Source organism: Mycobacterium persicum, from assembly GCF_002086675.1.
Taxonomy (GTDB): Bacteria; Actinomycetota; Actinomycetes; order Mycobacteriales; family Mycobacteriaceae; genus Mycobacterium; species Mycobacterium persicum.
The window spans coordinates 24408-42167 of the sequence record NZ_MVIF01000045.1; the positions used below are offsets into that span (position 1 = coordinate 24408).

Consider the following 17760-nt stretch of genomic DNA (forward strand, 5'->3'; position numbering starts at 1 on the left):
GCCGGGCCCGGAAGTGGCCGCGCGCCGGGCCGGATGCTGAACGGCCGGCTCTACGAGCAACAGGTAGGAACGCGAGCGGCTACTATCACACCATGGCCCAACCCACCCACGACCGGTCGACCGTCCGCAGTCGCCGGCGCGGCGAGGTGCTCGAACGTGCGCTCTATGCGGCCACCTTGGCCGAGCTGGCGACCGTCGGATACGGCGGCCTGACGATGGAAGGGATTGCGGCACGCGCTCAAACCGGCAAGGCCGCACTGTATCGGCGCTGGCCCAGTAAGTATGACCTGGTCCACGCCGCCCTGCGACACGCTGTGCCGCCGCTGGAGGACCCGCGCCCCGGCCGGTCAGCACGGGAAAACCTGCTGACGGTTTTCACCGCTCAGCGTGATGTGCTGGCCGGTAGGACCGATTTTCCGGGCCTGGAAATCATCGGTCAGCTGATCCACGAACCCGAGCTGCGGGCGATCTTCACCGAGGCGGTGATAGCTCCGCGGCTGAAAATCGTCGAGTCGATACTGCAGGCCGCTGTTCGCGACGGCCAGATCGATGCGTCCCTGCTCACCCCGCTGACGGCGCGGGTCGGGCCCGCCCTGATCAACCAGCACTTGATGTTGACCGGAACGCCGCCAAACCGTAGAGAGCTGGAACTCATCGTCGACACGGTGATCCCGCGAAAGACGTCCTAGACGTTGCAGTTGCCGGCAACGGACCGCCGCGGTCAGTACGTTCCGCCGCCGCCGATTTCACCGCCGCCACCGACTTCGACACCGGTAGAGACATCGACCGGTCCGCCGCCGAGAACCAGGCCGACCAACTGCGTGTCGAGCATCAGTTTCTGCTGCACGGCGCCCAACAGGCCGCCGACCTGACCGTCGCTGAAGACCTGCCCGTCACCACCGATGGTCAAGTCGGCGTAAAAATCTGCCGGAGCGGGTGCGCCCAGGACGGTGTTGACCAACTGCTCACCGGTACCCAACGCCAGATTGCCCATGTTGAAGGCGCGGTCGAGGACTCCGTTGAGGGCGCCGTTGGTGCCGAAAACGGCCCGTTCCAAGCCCATTTCAGCCGCGACCAACCGATGGTTGAGGGCAAGTTCGGCACCGATCAGATTGGCGTTGAAGCCGACCAGCCCGTGCTCCAGCTGCGCCACGAAACCAGCCGGGGCGCCCAGGGCGGCCTGCGCGGGCGTCGGATCGACACCCAACGCCACCAGCGCGGGCGTCACCACGCCGCCGGTCAGGCCGATCAAGTTGGCGTCCAGCATGAGTTTTTGAGTGATCGCGCCCGCGATACCGCCGAGTTGGGCTTCGCCCGCCACCAACCCGTCGACGACCAGACTGGAATGGAAGCCGTCCGGAACCGGTACACCCAACAGGGTGTTGACGAATTGCTCGCCGGTGCCCACCAACGAGTTCACGATGCCAAAGCCATTGTTGGCCACCCCATTGAGCGCGGCATCGGTGCCGAAAAGGGCATGCCGCAACGACGTCTCCCCGGCGACCAGAGCGTGGTTGAAGGCCAGTTCACCGTTGACCACGGCGGAACCAACGGCGACTTCAGCGTGCGCAATGTGCTGCAACACACTGTCCGACGAGCCCGTCAGCACCGCCCTGACCGGGCCGGGAACCACGGCCCGCATCAGCCCCGTGTACCCGCTGTGCACGCCGGCCGCAAGCGTCCCGCCGGTGGCCACCAGCCCCGAAAGCTCACCGAGCCCACCGCCGATACCGGGCGGCAGGGCAGCACCCAACTGCGCGGCCACACCGTTGATCGCACTGTCGAAGCCGCCGGTCAGCAGCTGACCCGTCGGGATCATTCCGGCAAGAAACTGACCACCGCCTTGCACCGAACCGCCGATCACCAGGCTGGCGCTGAGATTCGGCGCGACCGGCACACCCGCGACGGTGTTGACGAACTGCTCGCCGGCATATACCAGAGCGTTGGCGGCGTTGAAGCCGGCGTTGAGCACAGCGCCCAGTGCGCCGTTGACGCCGGCGACCGCTTGCCCCAACGCGGTTTCACCGGCGACCAAGGTCTCGTTGAACGCGAGCTCGGCGCAAGCCAGGTCGGCGGTGACAGCGGCCCGCGCCTGGCCGGCCTGCTCCAGCAGCGCGCCCGCCGGGCCACCCGAGAGCATCGCCGCCACATTGCCGGCCTCACTGCCGACATACGCCGCCGCACCCGCCTTCAGCGTCCGCACAAACTGGTCATGAAACAGTGCCAGCTGCGTGCTGAGCTGTTGGTATGCCTGGCCGTGCGCACCGAACAACGCTGCGATGCTCGCCGATACCTCATCAAGAGCCGGGGGGAGCACGCCGATGGTCGCGGATGCCGCGGTATTGCTGGCCGCGCTGATCGTCGAGCCAATGTTTGCTAAATCCGTTGCCGCCGCTGTAAATAGCGCGGCGTCTGCGAGTACAAAAGACATCTCGGGCCTCTCAACCGTGCGTCATTGCTGGCTATCCCTGGCCCGATCAGAGCAGCCCGCAGCGGAGCGTATCGCGAGCTGCGAGCCGCTTCAGCCGTTTCGATGCAAACCGTTAGTAACAATTTGCCACTCGGGCAATTCGTGTGGGTTTCCGCGGGCGATCCCGTGAGCGCGTGAAAAGGGCTACCGCCCATGGGTTTACCCGAACGATGCGTCCCGAGATCTGCTATGGCCCGGTCTTGACCCATTGGCCGGCGTCGCCGACGATGCCGACTGGCACCGCGCCGGACAGGCTGACGTTCTGCACGCTCGGGCCGGCTGCGACGATCGTGGTGTCCTGCAATATCGGCAGCACGGTTGACATATTCCACAGTCGCGGTTCGATGGCGGTGATCACGTCGTTGATGTTCTTGGTGCCGTTGAGGGCGGCGTCGATGTTCGACTGGATGCTGCGATCGCAGATCCCCGTAAGGTTCGACGGCGCCTTGACCAGCGCGCTCGGATCGGCCGGCGGGCCGGGCTGCGGCGTGGGCGTAACCGTGTCGGGAGCCACGGTCGGCGTGGCGCCGGTGGGGGTAACCGCCGGCGAGGCCGGTGGCGGGACCTGGGTGGCCTGCAGCGCGGGACAGCTATAACGCGAGGCCAGCAATGTCGCCAGGTTTCCGCCGGCTTGATGCCAGCCGACGATGGCATCAATCCGGTTGTCGTTCAACGCGTCCCGGTAAAGGATGACCGGATCCAGGGCCAGCACGGTCGCGTCGATCCCGACGTTGCGCAGTTGGTCGGCCGCGGTATTGGCGACGGCCACTGACGTCGGGTCGTTTGCCGCCACCCCGACGACCAATGACAGCTGTTTGCCGTCCTTACTGACCCGGCCCCGGATCACTTCCGGCGGCCCGGTGCTCACCGGTGTGGTCGAACCCGGTCCCGACGGCGCGGTCGACGCCGAGTTGCTGTCGATCTCATATCCGGATGCGGCCAGCAACCCCAAAGCGGTGGTGGTCGTCATCGCCGGTGGCGCGGTCGGCACATAGCCCGGGTCGCTGGGCGAGCGGATCTGCGCCTGATCCAGGGTCACGGTGTTGTCGCTGCCGGCGCCCACCGCAGCCAGCAGGTCGATGTCCAGCAGCCCCAAGATCGCCTTGCGGACCTGCGTGTCGGCCAACTTCGGCACGTTTGCCCGCAGCGTCAGCTGCATGACCCGCGGTGTCACGATCCGCGCGGTCCGCACATCCGGGATGGCCGACAACTGCGCGAAAGCGGCCGAACCGCCATGCACCTGCGCCACCTGCGTGTCGCCGTTACGCACCGAATCGGCCAGCGCCGCGGGTGCCCCGGCCCGCCGGAAGAGGATCAGGCCGGGTTTGGCAGGCGGCCCCCAGTACCGGTCGTTGCGGGCGATCAGGATCTCGTCGCGCTGCGGGTCGATGTTCTCCACCCGGAACTGCCCGCCGGTGACGGGCAGCGCCCGGGCCAGCCCCGCGGCGAAACCGCCGGGCACGTCCTTGACGATGTGCGCCGGCAGCAGGTTGTTGAACAACTCCCGCCAGGCTGGGTATGGCTGCGCGAAGGTCACCACGGCCTGCTTGCCGCCTTCGAGCGATTGCACACCGGTGATCAGGTCATAGCCCGCCGGATCGACGACGCCCGGCTGGCTGACCATCTGCCGCCACAGGTACCAGAAGTCGTCGGCGGCGATGGGCGCGTTGTCGGTCCATTGCGCCTCGGGCCGGATCTTGTAGGTCACCGTGAACGGGTTTTCGCTGGTGACGTCCGCCGACACCAGCAACGTCGGGTCCATCTCCCAGCGCGAACCGGTCGGCGAGCTGGCATCGGGCACCGGGCGGAACGCACTGGGCAACACCAGCGCGCTGACCGCGGCGTTCACCGGCGACAGATCCGAGAGCAGATGCGGATTGAACCCGGCGCCGATCGAGTCGATGCCCATGATGATCTGGGTGGGATGCGGCGGCGGCGGAGGTGTGACGTGCGTGGTATCGGTGCTCTGCGGCGCCGGCGGCGGGCTCACGGTACAACCGGACAGCGCCACCCCCAACGTCGAAATCAGCACACCGACCGTCACCAGGACGTGACGGGCTCGGTGCAGCACGCCCATCAGGGTATCGAGGTGACCCACGGCGGTGATGTCACGGCGAAAAACCGGGGCGGGTTTCGCCGTGGCGTTACGCTGGTGCGCCCCGGGCGGCCCCAAGCTAACCCCGGGCCTTGGCCCGCGCCCGGCTGCGGGCGCGGGAGGTGGCATCCAGCTCGACCTTGCGGACCCGCACGATCTCCGGGGTCACCTCGACGCATTCGTCGGGCGCGCAGAACTCCATGGCCCGCTCCAGGTCGAGTTCGAGCGGCTTGGCCAGGGTTTCGATGACATCGGCGGTCGACGAGCGCATGTTGGTCAGCTTCTTCTCCCGGGTGACGTTGATGTCGAGGTCCTCCGGGCGCGGGTTGACGCCGACGACCATGCCCTCGTAGGTGTCCTGGCCGGGCTCGACGAAGAACTGGCCCCGATCGGCGAGCTGGAGCAACGCAAACGGGGTGATGGTGCCGGACCGGTCGGAGACCAGCGATCCCGTGTGGCGGGCCCGGATGTCCCCCGCCCACGGCTTGTACCCGTCGAACACCGCATGCCCGACGCCGGTGCCGCGGGTCTCGGTGAGGAAGTCGGTGCGCCACCCGATCAGGCCGCGGCTGGGCACCACGAAATCCATCCGGACCCAACCAGTGGTGTGGTTGGCCATCTCCACCATGCGGCCCTTGCGCGCGGCCATCAATTGGGTGACCGCACCGACGTATTCCTCCGGGCAGTCGACGGTCATCGCCTCGAACGGCTCGTGCAACCTGCCGTCGATGGTCTTGGTCACCACCTGCGGCTTGCCCACGGTCAATTCGAAGCCCTCGCGGCGCATCTGCTCGACCAGTACGGCCAGCGCCAGCTCGCCGCGGCCCTGCACCTCCCAGGCGTCCGGCGCACCGATGTCGAGGACCCGGATCGACACGTTGCCCACCAGCTCGGCATCCAGCCGGTTGCGGACCATGCGGGCGGTGAGCTTGTGACCGGCCACCTTGCCGGCCAGCGGCGAGGTGTTGGTGCCGACGGTGACCGAGATGGCCGGCTCGTCGACGGCGATCCTCGGCAGCGCAACGGGATTCGTCAGGTCGGCGAGCGTGTCGCCGATCATGATCTCGGGCAGGCCGGCGACCGCCACGATGTCGCCGGCGACGGCCTCCTCCGTCGGATTGCGTTCCACCCCTTCGGTGGCCAGCAATTCGGTGATCTTGGCGGTAGCCGTGCCCGCTTCCCGTATCCAGGCGACCTGTTGGCCCTTGCGGATGCGTCCGTTGTAGATGCGGATCAACGCCAGCCGGCCCAGAAACGTCGACGCGTCGAGGTTGGTGACCAGCGCCTGCAGCGGCGCGTCCGGGTCGCCGTGGGGCGGCGGCACGTGCTCTTCGAGGATCTCGAACAGCGGATCGAGGTTGTCGCCGTCGGGAACCTGGCCGTCGAGCGGCTGGGCGGTGCTGGCCACCCCGGCGCGTCCGGATGCGAACAGCGTGGGCAGGCCCAGCGCGTGCTCGGCGGCTGCGGCTGCCTCGTCGTCGAGATCGCTGGCCACGTCCAGCAACAGGTCGTGACTGGCCTCGACGACCTCGGCGATGCGCGCGTCGGGCCGGTCGGTCTTGTTGACGACGAGAATCACCGGCAGATGGGCGGCCAGCGCCTTGCGCAGCACGAACCGCGTCTGCGGCAGCGGCCCCTCGGACGCGTCCACCAGCAGCAACACCCCGTCCACCATGGATAGCCCACGCTCCACCTCGCCGCCGAAATCGGCGTGTCCGGGCGTGTCGATGACATTGATCACAGTCACGGTGCCATCGCTGTTATGGCGGTGCACGGCGGTGTTCTTGGCCAGGATGGTGATCCCTTTTTCCCGCTCCAGGTCACCGGTATCCAGCACGCGTTCCTGCAGCCCCCCGCGTTCGGCCAGCGCCCCGGATTGCCGCAGCATGGCGTCGACCAGCGTGGTTTTGCCGTGGTCGACGTGCGCGACGATGGCGACATTGCGGAATGGCACGTCGGTGATTGTGGCAGCCCGGTGGCCGGTTCGCGAAAACCAGCGTCCGGCGGCCGTTCCGAACATCGATTCTGCATACAGCGCTACCGCGGGCGGCCGAGCCGCGCGCTGGGCGCAGTCTCGACGCGCTGTGCACAGTCTGGGCGCGCGCCGACACTGCCGTGGAATGGCGCTACCAGCCTCGACGGGGCGGCGCCGAACCGACCAGTTGGTCGGTGGCGGCCACCTCGCGGCTGCGATACACGATGTAGGGCCTGAACAGGTAGGCGATCGGGGCGCTCAGTACATGCACCAGCCGGGTGAACGGCCACAGCGTGAACAGCACCATCCCGATCAGGGCATGCAGCTGGTAGTCCAACGGTGCGTTGATCATCACCTCCCCGTGCGGCTGGAACAACCAGATCCGCCGGAACCACATCCCGACCGTGTAGCGGTAGTGGAACTCGCCGCCGTGCGGCCCCGTCCCGATCAGGTCGCAGTAGAGCCCCACCACGATGGCCAGCACCAGCACCACATACATCACCTTGTCGCTGCGGGTGGTCGACGCCGACACTGCCGGACGGGTGAGCCTCCGGTAGATCAGCAAACCCACGCCCACCAGCGTCGCGAAACCCGCAATGGATCCGGCGATCACCGCTTGCAGGTGGTAGACGTAGTCGCTGACGTGAAGCGCCTTGGTCACCCGCGGCGGGATGAACAACCCCATCACGTGGCCGGCGAACACCGCCAGGATGCCGAAGTGAAATATCGGGCTGGCGATGCTGAGCAGCCGCGACTCGTAGATCTGCGAGGAGCGGGAGGTCCAGCCGAACTTGTCGTAGCGGTATCGCCACCAGAGGCCGACCACCAACACCGCCAGCGTGACGTAAGGGGTGATGTCCCAGAACAGTACGTTGCTAAACATCGGGCGCTCTTTCTTGGCGACGGGGCGGCACGGTCAAGTTAAACGGTTGCAGCCCAACGGCTTCCGCGGGCGGCCCGGCTTCGGCCAGACGCCGCGCCCGGCGCACCTCCTGGTCGGTGGCCACCGGCAACGTCTCGCACACCGCCGCCACGGTGTGCTGATACGGCGACTCGGCGTCGGCCAACGCGGACCGCAACACGTCGATGGGGACCCGGTGCTCGGTCAACAACCGCCGTCCCACCTCGGGTGCGACGGTCGCGGCGAACTCGAGCACGACCGGCAAATGATCCGGCGCCTCGCTGCGTGGCGGCTCCACTCCCGCGGCCCGGTACGCGGTGGCGAAGGCCAGCATCTCCCGGCCGCGGTTGCGGGTGTCCCCTGCGGTCCAGTACGTCAGATACATCGTGGCGCGCCGGCGCATGTCGAACGTGGCGACGTAGTCCATGGCGGCGGCCATCGGTTCCGCGGCGCGCAGCGCGGCGACCGTTCGCCCGAGCAGGTCGGCGACGGTCCCGTCCAGGTGCGCCAGCAGACCTTCGACGGTGTCCAGGCGCTCGGTCAGCCCGTCGTCGGGGTAGGCCAGCAGCAGTGACGCCGCCTGCCACACCAGCCGGTCGCGCAGCGCCGGTTCACGGGATCGGGAGCGCAGCCTCATCGCTGCTGCTTTTCCGGGAACATCCCGACCGGCGGCTGGTCGCCGTTCCAGGTCAGCAGGTCCACCTGGGTCGAACGCTGGTGGGCATGGAATGTCTGCACCGAAACCGGCACCGGTGCGCCGTCTTCATACATACCGGGGCCGCCGTCGCCGGTCAGCGAGCAGCCCATCTGCTCCAGCTCGCGGGCCTGCGGGCTGAACGCCGTCGGAATGACATACCTCTCTTCGTATTTCGCGATGGCGAGCAGCCGATACATGTCGTACATCTGTTCTTCGGTCATCCCGACCGACTGCGGAATGTGGGGCTGAGTCTCCCGACCGAGATTGATGTCGCGCATGTAGGAGCGCATCGCCGCCAGCCGCCGTAACACCGCTTCCACCACGCCGGTGTCGCCGGCGGTGAACAGTTCGGCCAGGTACTGCATCGGGATGCGCAGCGCCTCCAGCGCACCGAACAGGTTCCCCACCTCTTCGCCGTCGTGACCGTCGCGGCTGACGGCGTCGACCACCGGCGACAGCGGTGGGATGTACCAGACCATCGGCATCGTCCGATACTCCGGATGCAACGGCAGCGCCACTTGGTAGGTGTTGATCAGCGCATAGACCGGAGAGCGTCGCGCCGCTTCGATCCACTCCTCGGAGATACCTTCCGCGCGCGCACCGGCGATGACCTCAGGATCGTTGGGATCCAACAGGATTCGCCGTTGAGCCTGATACAGGTCGATGTCGTTTTCCACCGACGCCGCCTCGAGCACCCGGTCGACGTCGTAGAGTACCAGGCCCAGATAGCGCAGCCGGCCCACGCAGGTCTCCGAGCAGATGGTCGGCAGGCCAACCTCCATCCGCGGATAGCACAGTGTGCACTTCTCGGCCTTGCCCGTCTTGTGGTTGAAATAGACCTTCTTGTAAGGACATCCGGACACACACATCCGCCAGCCGCGGCAGCGGTCCTGGTCGACCAGCACGATGCCGTCCTCGCTGCGCTTGTACATCGCACCCGACGGGCACGACGCCACGCAGGACGGGTTGAGGCAGTGCTCGCAGATCCGGGGCAGGTAAAACATGAAGGTCTCTTCGAGTTGGAGTTTCACCTCCTCGTTGACCTTCTTCAAGATCGGGTCGTCGGCAAGGATCTCGGGCGAGCCGGCCAGATTGTCGTCCCAGTTCGGCCCCCACGACACCTTCATCGTTTTGCCGCTGATCAGGCTTCGGGGCGCCGCGGTCGGAAAGGTGTCACCCGCCGGTGCGGTGGTCAGGTTTTCGTAGTCGTAGGTCCACGGCTCGTAGTATTCGTCGATGGTCGGCAACTTCGGGTTGGCGAAGATCCGCAACAGCTTGTGGAAGCGGCCGCCGTCACGCAGCCGCAACCGGCCCTTGTTGTCGCGTATCCAGCCGCCGCGCCAGCGCTCCTGGTCCTCGTAGGTGCGCGGATAGCCTTGTCCCGGACGGGTTTCGACGTTGTTGAACCATACGTACTCGGTGCCGGTGCGGTTGGTCCAGGCCTGCTTGCAGGTGACCGAACAGGTATGGCAGCCAATGCATTTGTCGAGGTTCATCACCATCGCGAGCTGCGCCATGACTTTCATTGTCAGTACCGCACTTCCTGGCTGCGACGGCGCACTACGGTCACCTCGTCGCGCTGATTGCCTGTCGGGCCCAGATAGTTGAACGCAAACGCGTGCTGACCGTAACCACCGGCCAAGTGGCTGGGCTTGATTCGGATGCGGGTGAGCGCGTTGTGGTTACCGCCGCGCTTGTCGTTGGTCTCGGTGCGCGGTGTGTCCACCGTGCGTTCTTGCACGTGGTAGACGAACACCACGCCGTCGGGGATCCGGTGGGAGACGATGGCCCGGCACACGTAGATGCCATTGGCATTGCTGGCCTCGACCCAATCATTGTCGCGCACTTGGATTTTCGCTGCATCAGCCGGGCTCATCCACATGGTGGGACCGCCGCGGGACAGCGACAGCATGTACAGGTTGTCCTGGTAGGTGGAGTGGAACGACCACTTCGAGTGCGGCGTCAAATAGCGTACGGTGAGCCCGATTCCGTCGTCAGCCGGGCCGAGTTCGGGCTGGCCGAACAGGCGCGTCATGTCCAGCGGCGGGCGGAAAACCGGCAGATGTTCGCCCAGTTCCTCAATCCAGTCGTGCGCCAGGTAGAAATGCATCCGCCCGGTCAGCGTGTGGAACGGTTTGAGGTTCTCGATGTTGATGGTGAACGGCGCATACCGGCGCCCGCCGGTTTCGCTGCCCGACCACTCCGGGCTGGTGATCACCGGGACTGGACGCGCCTGGGTATCGGCATAGCTGATACGGCGGTCTTCGCTGCCCTCGGCCAGATGCGCGAGCCGCTGACCGGTCCTTTTCTCCAGCTCGCGGAAGCCTTCGACGGCTAGGCGGCCGTTGGTTGTCCCGGACAGCAGCAGCAGCACGTCGGCCATCCGCGCCGCGGTGGTGATGGCCGGACGCCCCGCCGCGACACCGGAATTCAGTACTCCGAATCTGGCTCCGAGTTCCTCGACCTCCTGGAAGGGATGCACCGTGACACCCTTGGTGGTCAGCCCAAACTTCTCGACGAGCGGACCCAACGTCACCCACTTGTCGTAGATCGCCGGGTAGTCGCGCTCTACCACGGTGATCTTGCCCATCGTGCGCCCCGGTACCGGCGTTGCACCGGTATGCAGCCAATCGTTTTCGACGCCGCCGGGATATGCCATCGCAGCCGAGGTGTCGTGCTCGAGTGCGGTGAGCACCACATCGCTGCGGGTGCCCAGATGCCCCTTGGCCATGGCGCTGAAAGCCCGGGCAATAGCGCCGAAAGCGTCAAAATCCGAGCGGGTTTCCCACGGCGGATCGGTCGCGGCGCTGAACGCGTGCACATAGGGATGCATGTCGGTGCTGGAGATGTCGGCCTTCTCGTACCAGGTCGCCGCCGGCAGCACCACATCGGATACCAGCGTCGTGGAGGTCATCCGGAAGTCGATCGACATCATCAGGTCGAGCTTGCCCTCCGGAATGTCGCCGTCGCAGACCACATCGACGGGCCGGATCCCGTCGGCCGGCGGCCCGGCCTGCACGTTGGAATTGGTTCCCAGCAAGTGGCGCAGGAAATACTCGCCACCCTTACCCGACGAGCCGATCAGGTTGGCCCGCCAGACCGTCAGCACCCGCGGCCAGTTGGCAGGGTTGTCGGGATCAGTCACGGCGAGCTTGAGTTTGCGCTGCGCCAGCTGCTCGGCGACATACTCACCGGCCTCACGACCGGCGGCGCACGCCTCGTCGGCGAGATCCAGGCTGGATCGGTCGAACTGCGGGTAATACGGGCTCCACCCCATCGCCACCGCCGAGGCCAGCACGTCCATGGTGTGCTTGTCGGCGAACCGGCCCCGCCCCACCGGGCTGGCCAACTTGTCGGCTCCGTAGCCGTCGTAACGCCATTGGTCGGCGTGCGCATACCAGTACGAGGCGCCGGGCACCTGCCGCGGCGGGCGCACCCAGTCGGTGGCCATCGACATCGTCTGGAATCCGGTGAGCGGACGAATCTTCTCCTGACCCACGTAATGGGCCCACCCGCCACCGTTGCGCCCCATCGAGCCGGTCAGCATCAACAGCGCCAGCACCGCCCGGTAGATGGCGTCGCCGTGGAACCAATGGCAGATGCCGCCACCCATGATGATCATCGACCGGCCGCCGGATTCCTCTGCGCTGCGGGCGAATTCGCGGGCAACCCGGATAGCCTGCCCGGCCGACACCCCGGTGATCGGCTCCTGCCAGGCCGGGGTGTTGGGTTGGGCGGGATCGTCGTAGCCGGTCGGCCATTGGCCGGGTAGGCCCGGACGCGCCACGCCGTAGTGGGCCAGCATCAGGTCGAAAACCGTGCACACCAGGTGCTTACCGACGCGGCGCACCGGGACGCCGCGGGCGACTGTGGTGCCTTCGCCGTTGACCGTGTCGAAGTTGGGCAGGTGGATGAGCGCGGTGCTGTTTTCGCCGTTGACGCGGTGCGCGCCCTGCACGCTGAGCGCCGGCAGCAGATCACCCAGATCGAGGTTCCACTTCCCGACACCGTCTTCGCCGTAGCGGAATCCCAGCGAGCCGTGCGGCACGACGACTGTGCCGGTCGTTTCGTCCAGCAGCGCGGGCTTGAGCGCCGCGTTCTCGGAGTTCTTATCGGCCTCGCCCAGATCCGCGGCCGTGAGGTTCTTGCCCGGGACCAGCATCTCGCCCCGTTGCTCCAGTTTGATCAGGAACGGCAGGTCGGTGTAGCGGCGGGCGAAGTCGACGAAAAACGGAACCTGCTTTTGCACATAGCATTCCGACAGGATGACGTGACCCATCGCCATGGCCAGCGCCCCGTCGGCGCCGGCCGCACACGGCATCCACTCGTCGGCGAACTTGGTGTTGTCGGCATAGTCGGGGCTGACGGTGACGACCTTGGTGCCGCGGTAGCGGGCTTCGGCCATCCAGTGCGCATCCGGGGTCCGGGTGATCGGCACGTTGGAACCCCACATCATCAGATAGGCCGCGTCCCACCAGTCCCCGGACTCGGGCACGTCCGTCTGGTCTCCGAACACCTGCGGCGAGGCGACCGGCAGGTCGGCGTACCAGTCGTAAAACGACGTCATGGGGGCGCCGATCAACTCGAAGAACCGCGAGCCGGCGGCATAGGACACCATCGACATCGCGGGGATCGGCGAGAAGCCGGCAACCCGGTCCGGACCGTAGGTCTTGATGGTGTACACGTGGGCCGCGGCGATCAGCTCGGTCGCTTCGGCCCAGCCGACCCGGACCAGTCCGCCCTTGCCGCGGGCTTGCTGATAACGACGGCGGCGCTGCGGATCTGCCTGGATGTCGGCCCACGCCAGCACCGGGTCGCCGAGCCGGGCTTTGGCCTCCCGGTACATCTCGATCAGCACCCCGCGGGCATACGGGTAGCGAAGCCGGGTCGGCGCATAGCTGTACCAGGAGAACGACGCGCCGCGGGGACAGCCGCGTGGTTCGTACTCGGGGCGGTCCGGGCCCACCGACGGGTAGTCGGTCTGCTGGGTTTCCCAGGTGATGATGCCGTCTTTGACGTAGATCTTCCATGAGCAGGATCCGGTGCAGTTGACGCCGTGCGTGGAGCGGACCACCTTGTCGTGACTCCACCGGTCACGGTAGAAAACGTCGGCCTCCCGCCCGCCGCGCCGGGTTACGGTGCGCAGATCGGCCGAGAATTCCCCCGGGGTGAAGAATCGCCCGCTGCGCTCCAGCAGCTCCTCGATCGCTCCGCCGACGTGCGGTGTGATGGTCAACAGTGACCCTCCTTGTCATGGACGACCCGGCGCCGGGCAGTAGCCAGTCGATCGCGCTCGTGGGCCAGCTGGAATCGGCGCGTGGCCGACGATAATCGGCTCGCGCGGTGCGTTGGCTGAAATTCGCGTCAACATCGGCATGGCAGCCGGCCACTGACGTGCAGCGGACCGCCGCGATCGCTACCGGCATGCAAATCCCAGGTTAGTGGTTTGTCACGTCCTTCTTCCAGTGGACGGCGGCGACCTTGAGCGGACCTGGACATTAGCTGAAAGGCGGCTGTGGAACCTGTCGCCACAGCGCCTTCGCGAGATCGGGTAGCCAGCCGCGGTCGGCCGGCACCCAATCCAGATGGTGCAGTTGCTCCGCCGTCACCCAACGCAGCGCACGGTGGTCACGCGCGTCCGGTTCACCGTTGAGCAGCCGCACCCGGTAGGCCCGCAGTATCACGTTGCCGCCCAACGCAATATCGTCGCCCAAGCGGTCACCCACGGCGATGTCGTCGAGCCCCAGCTCCTCGGCCAGCTCCCGGGCCAGTGCGGCGCGCTCGCTTTCACCCGCGGCGACCTTACCGCCGGGAAGCTCCCAGCGCCCGGCCAGCTCCGGCGGCCTTACCCGTTGCGCCACCAAGACCGTCGAACCACAGATGATGGCTCCCGCCACGACGATCTGCGCCGGCATGGGCAATCACGGTATACCGTCGCGGCCCTGGCGCAGGCTGCCAGTGGCCGGACCCGAAAGTGCACGGGCACCATTGAGCGACTCCGCCGTGACGGGAGCAGGTGCCGCTGTGGTGTTGGCTGTGCGAATGCGAACCGTCCCGGCATATCGCGGTGACGTCGTCGTTCGAGTTGTCGGGAGAGGGAACGCAAACGCCGCTTGAATTCTGATAGCGACCCGGCGGGCACAACCCGGCGGCTGAGGCTGTCGACGCCTGAGCGACGACGCCGGCACCGGCCGGTCCCGCTTCGACTGCTACCGAGACTACTACCAAGACTACTAACGAGACTGCTAACGAGACTGTTAACGAGCGAAACATGCCGGGCCCCAAACACTTAACGTCCGAGATGCGGTGCGGTTGACAAAGATGGCCCGATGCGGGCGACCCTACCGGCTTGCCCGTGCCGCCGTGGCCAATTTGGGGAGATTCGCTGCGACCGGGGTACCGTCGCGATATGGCTGTGTTAACGGATGAGCAAGTAGACGCCGCACTGCCCGACCTCAACGGCTGGGGACGCGCCGGCGGTGCCCTGCGCCGGTCCGTCAAGTTTCCGGCGTTCCTCGACGGCATCGACGCGGTGCGCCGGGTGGCCGAGCACGCGGAACGCAAGGATCACCACCCGGATATCGATATCCGCTGGCGGACGGTAACTTTCGCGTTGGTCACGCATTCAGAGGGCGGGATCACCCAACGCGATATCGACATGGCACGCGATATCGACCGGATTATCGGGAGCTAGCGCTGAGCTAGCGCCCCTTCCCAGCCGCGCCAGCCGGGGCTGTCCGGCAAGCTGGCAAAGTTCAGTCGACCGCGCGCTGATCCGTGTTCAGGGCGGGCCGAGCCATTGTCGAGGCAACCACGGATCCCGTTGGTGGCATCGACGCAGCAGGGCTTACCCGATCGCGGCCGCGAAACACGTTTGCCGGCGCACCCCGGCCGGATACCTATTAGGCAGGCGACTCCCTGCCGACCACGCCGACCCCGTTCACCGGAAAGCTTGTGGGCATGCAGCAACTGCTGACCCGAGGTGGACTCTGCCCACTACTGCCCGGCCGTACCGCGCAAGTCCGGACCCACAGAAGCACCAGCAGATCCAGGCTGTTTCCTCAGCCCAGAACGTGGGAAGTCAACGATGCCGGAGCTCTGATCCAGAACAGAACCCGGATTCCGTGAAACATTAACGTTGATAAATGGTGCTTATGGTTTTATCGACACGTTTGATTGGCGGGCAATAATTGGCTTCGTCTATCGTTTCCGACGCCGAGCAAAGTTGGTGCTCTCTGCGAGCGGTTTCGCGTCCCATCCAGCCTGCTGGCCTGATGGTCGCATAACCTGTGAAACGCGAATTGTTGGAAGCGCCGCATGGTTTTCAAGGAGTGAGCCGTTAGACATTGGAGCAGCCCGGTGCCGGCTTGACGAGTTGATGTCTGCTATCCGTCTTATGCTGTCAACGTCTCTTAATCTGAGGCAGTCTTACTCGAATTTGCATTTCATTTTGTATTCGCGCCGGCAAGAAGAAAGGCGATTTATTCAATGGCTCGAGTGTCCCGTGACCCATTAACCGACGACGGCGGCGTCGCTGAATCTGACATGCCTCGTCCCGCGCCCAGGGCAGCGAAGGGGCGGCGCGGCAAACGGGGTGCGGCGGCTGCGCTGGGCGCGCTGGCCTTGACCAGCGGTGTCACCGCCGCCATCGATGCCACCAGGGATGGCACTCAGATCAGCGCCGGCAGGCTCGCCATCACCTTGACTGCACACGGCGGATTCAAACTCGACACATGTACGACCAACGGTTCCAGTTACAGCGACGGCAATGGTTCCAGCAATAGCTCCACCACGTCCAACACGACTCAAGATTTCGGCACCAGTACAACCACTTCTGATAGCACTCAGACGTCCGGCACCGGTACGACTACCTACGACACCACTCAAGATCTAAGTACCAGCATCTCCAATTCCGACAGCACGCAGACTGGCAGCAACGAGTCGACTAATTACGACAATAATCAGCTAAGTCTGCCCGAAGAATATACGTATACTACGCCGATCGAACATACTCCGGTCCCCCCCTCAGGTTTCGAACGCGGTGGCACAATCTTCGTCGGCGGCGGCGATGAGGGTTTGCCACCCGGATTTACGCGAAGCGGCACGTTCTGGGTTGGCGGCGACGACAGCGAAGATTCCAGCGGCGATAGCAGCACTGTTCCGTACTTTGTTGATAACTACAGCGAGCGCTATAACAATGACAAGCTGAACATCGGTGATTATCAACCGAACGCGGCTGATCATTATGATCCAAACTCTAACTTAGAATTTTATCTGGACGATAACAACGAAAATGTAATTAATGATAATAACGATATCGATGCCATCACCAGGGAGAATCTGGAGTTCAAATTGAGGCTGATGTCCTGTTACGGCTAGGGCGCGCGACGGGCCGGAAGCCGCTCTGTCGCTACGGGGCTTGTTGGATCCGACCCACCGTGGAGCCGATTCTTTGCCTGTGAGTTCGACTCGAGCGACGTGGGATCTGTTGGCCCGGTAGTCGCGGCGCCTGTTCTTCGAGATGTTCTGCGCGGGTTATTCGGAGTCGGCAGCCGAAAAGGCGACCAGACGATCTACAAGAAAGTTGTTGTTGTGCGCATGTCTCAATCAATTGATGTCCCACCGGTGACAGGCGATGTTGCCGGTTCGATCGAGGAATTCCGCAGCGACGCCGCGTCGGGTATTGCGGTGCTGGACAGTAGGTGGGCTCTGGCGTTGGAGTTTGAGGCGCCCTATGTGCTGGACCGGCTGCTGAGCGAGGGTGTCGTGGACACTCGCTGCCAGGCGCAGGAATTGTTCAGCGAAGCCAAGAAGTATTTGGTGTTGTGCGAACTCAGTCCGGACACGGCAATTGGTATGTACTCGGGACTAGTCGATGCGGCCTGGCATGCGTTTATTTTGTTCACCGCAGAATACATCGAGTACGGTCAGCGATTTTTTGGTCACTATCTGGCTCACTCCCCCGCCGTTGTCGAGTCCAGGCCCTCTGTTGGAGCCGGGCACAGCCGTGGTCGGCTCAGGCGGAAGGCGACGTTCCTTGACTTCCGCTGCCGCTACGAAACACTCTTCCAACGCCCCCTGCCGGATGTCTGGTATGACGAGCGTTGCATCTGCCCAAGCCGGCGGATGATCCGCGAGGGCCGGGTCGGCCCGCTGAGTCTGACTCGCCATGACGGCTGTGTCGAGCTGCGCCGCCCCAACGGTGCCAGCCTGGTTAGCGTCAACGAGCTGGCTTACCCCGCTTTGCAATTCATCCTCGCCACCGGCGCCTTTTACGTCCGGGAACTGCCCGGGGAGCTCACCGACGAGGAAAAGGTCGGCCTCACCCAGGCGCTAGCCCGATGCGGCGCGGTCAGAATCGCGGCCTGAGACGTTGAGCACGAATAGGCCGTCGGCGCGGCACGGGACGAGCGATTGATGCCGAGCCGCAACATTTTTCATCTACTGACGCGTCGTACTGACGCATCGGCGATCCGGTCGCCGCGCCCCCGGCGGGCACCAAGGTCAGCGACATCCCATAAACCCCTACCAGGCATGGAGCGATGGTGTTTGATTTTGCGCTGTTACCGCCAGAGGTCAATTCGGCCCGGATGTATACCGGTGCAGGCTCGGGTTCGCTGCG

At 65.3% G+C, this 17760-nt stretch carries 14 protein-coding genes; 5 read left to right on the plus strand and 9 right to left on the minus strand.

All coding sequences use genetic code 11. The annotated features are described in order from the left end of the window. The first annotated feature begins 92 nt into the window (after positions 1-92). A complete protein-coding gene (locus BST40_RS15190) occupies positions 93-689 on the plus strand; it encodes a TetR/AcrR family transcriptional regulator (protein ID WP_075548579.1) in 597 nt (198 codons plus the stop codon). A gap of 32 nt (positions 690-721) precedes the next feature. Here BST40_RS15190 and BST40_RS15195 read toward each other — a convergent pair whose 3' ends face one another. The 9 genes from BST40_RS15195 to BST40_RS32880 form a co-directional block, all read right to left on the minus strand. Beyond that, entirely contained in the window at positions 722-2431 is a 1710-nt protein-coding gene (locus BST40_RS15195; RefSeq protein WP_083154619.1) for a PE family protein, read from the minus strand. Between the two features lie 226 nt (positions 2432-2657). Beyond that, positions 2658-4547 carry an ABC transporter family substrate-binding protein gene (locus tag BST40_RS15200; protein ID WP_083154625.1) on the minus strand — a complete coding sequence of 630 codons (1890 nt, stop codon included), beginning with the start codon at positions 4545-4547 and terminating at the stop codon, positions 2658-2660. A gap of 97 nt (positions 4548-4644) precedes the next feature. After that, the gene (typA, locus tag BST40_RS15205; protein ID WP_075548593.1) at positions 4645-6519 is read right to left on the minus strand and encodes a translational GTPase TypA; all 1875 of its coding nucleotides are present in this window, start codon (positions 6517-6519) and stop codon (positions 4645-4647) included. 172 nt (positions 6520-6691) lie between these two features. Beyond that, complete coding sequence (gene narI, locus BST40_RS15210; protein ID WP_075548577.1) at positions 6692-7423, minus strand: respiratory nitrate reductase subunit gamma; 732 nt, start codon at positions 7421-7423, stop codon at positions 6692-6694. Beyond that, a complete protein-coding gene (gene narJ, locus BST40_RS15215) occupies positions 7416-8078 on the minus strand; it encodes a nitrate reductase molybdenum cofactor assembly chaperone (RefSeq protein ID WP_075548576.1) in 663 nt (220 codons plus the stop codon). The genes narI and narJ overlap by 8 nt, the downstream gene beginning before the upstream one ends. Further along, entirely contained in the window at positions 8075-9664 is a 1590-nt protein-coding gene (narH, locus tag BST40_RS15220) for a nitrate reductase subunit beta (RefSeq protein ID WP_075548575.1), read from the minus strand. Before narH ends, narJ begins: the two co-directional genes overlap by 4 nt. Positions 9665-9666: 2 nt before the next feature. Beyond that, positions 9667-13374, minus strand: coding sequence for a nitrate reductase subunit alpha (locus BST40_RS15225; protein ID WP_075548574.1), 3708 nt, complete (start codon positions 13372-13374; stop codon positions 9667-9669). Between the two features lie 262 nt (positions 13375-13636). Continuing rightward, positions 13637-14053: a (deoxy)nucleoside triphosphate pyrophosphohydrolase gene (locus BST40_RS15230; protein WP_075548573.1), complete on the minus strand. Its 417-nt coding sequence runs from the start codon at positions 14051-14053 to the stop codon at positions 13637-13639. Next, positions 13941-14663, minus strand: coding sequence for a DUF3761 domain-containing protein (locus BST40_RS32880; RefSeq protein ID WP_306770979.1), 723 nt, complete (start codon positions 14661-14663; stop codon positions 13941-13943). Before BST40_RS32880 ends, BST40_RS15230 begins: the two co-directional genes overlap by 113 nt. Between BST40_RS32880 and BST40_RS15240 the strand changes: the two genes are divergently transcribed. The 4 genes from BST40_RS15240 to BST40_RS30860 form a co-directional block, all read left to right on the plus strand. Beyond that, a complete protein-coding gene (locus tag BST40_RS15240) occupies positions 14548-14832 on the plus strand; it encodes a 4a-hydroxytetrahydrobiopterin dehydratase (RefSeq protein WP_075548572.1) in 285 nt (94 codons plus the stop codon). The genes BST40_RS32880 and BST40_RS15240 overlap by 116 nt on opposite strands. An 803-nt stretch (positions 14833-15635) precedes the next feature. Continuing rightward, positions 15636-16517, plus strand: coding sequence for a hypothetical protein (locus BST40_RS15245; RefSeq protein WP_131808341.1), 882 nt, complete (start codon positions 15636-15638; stop codon positions 16515-16517). A gap of 246 nt (positions 16518-16763) precedes the next feature. Then, a complete protein-coding gene (locus BST40_RS15250) occupies positions 16764-17507 on the plus strand; it encodes a glycine-rich domain-containing protein (protein ID WP_075548570.1) in 744 nt (247 codons plus the stop codon). A 173-nt stretch (positions 17508-17680) separates the two neighbouring features. Next, a partial coding sequence (locus BST40_RS30860; protein WP_142276736.1) for a PPE domain-containing protein occupies positions 17681-17760 on the plus strand: 80 nt, incomplete at its 3' end.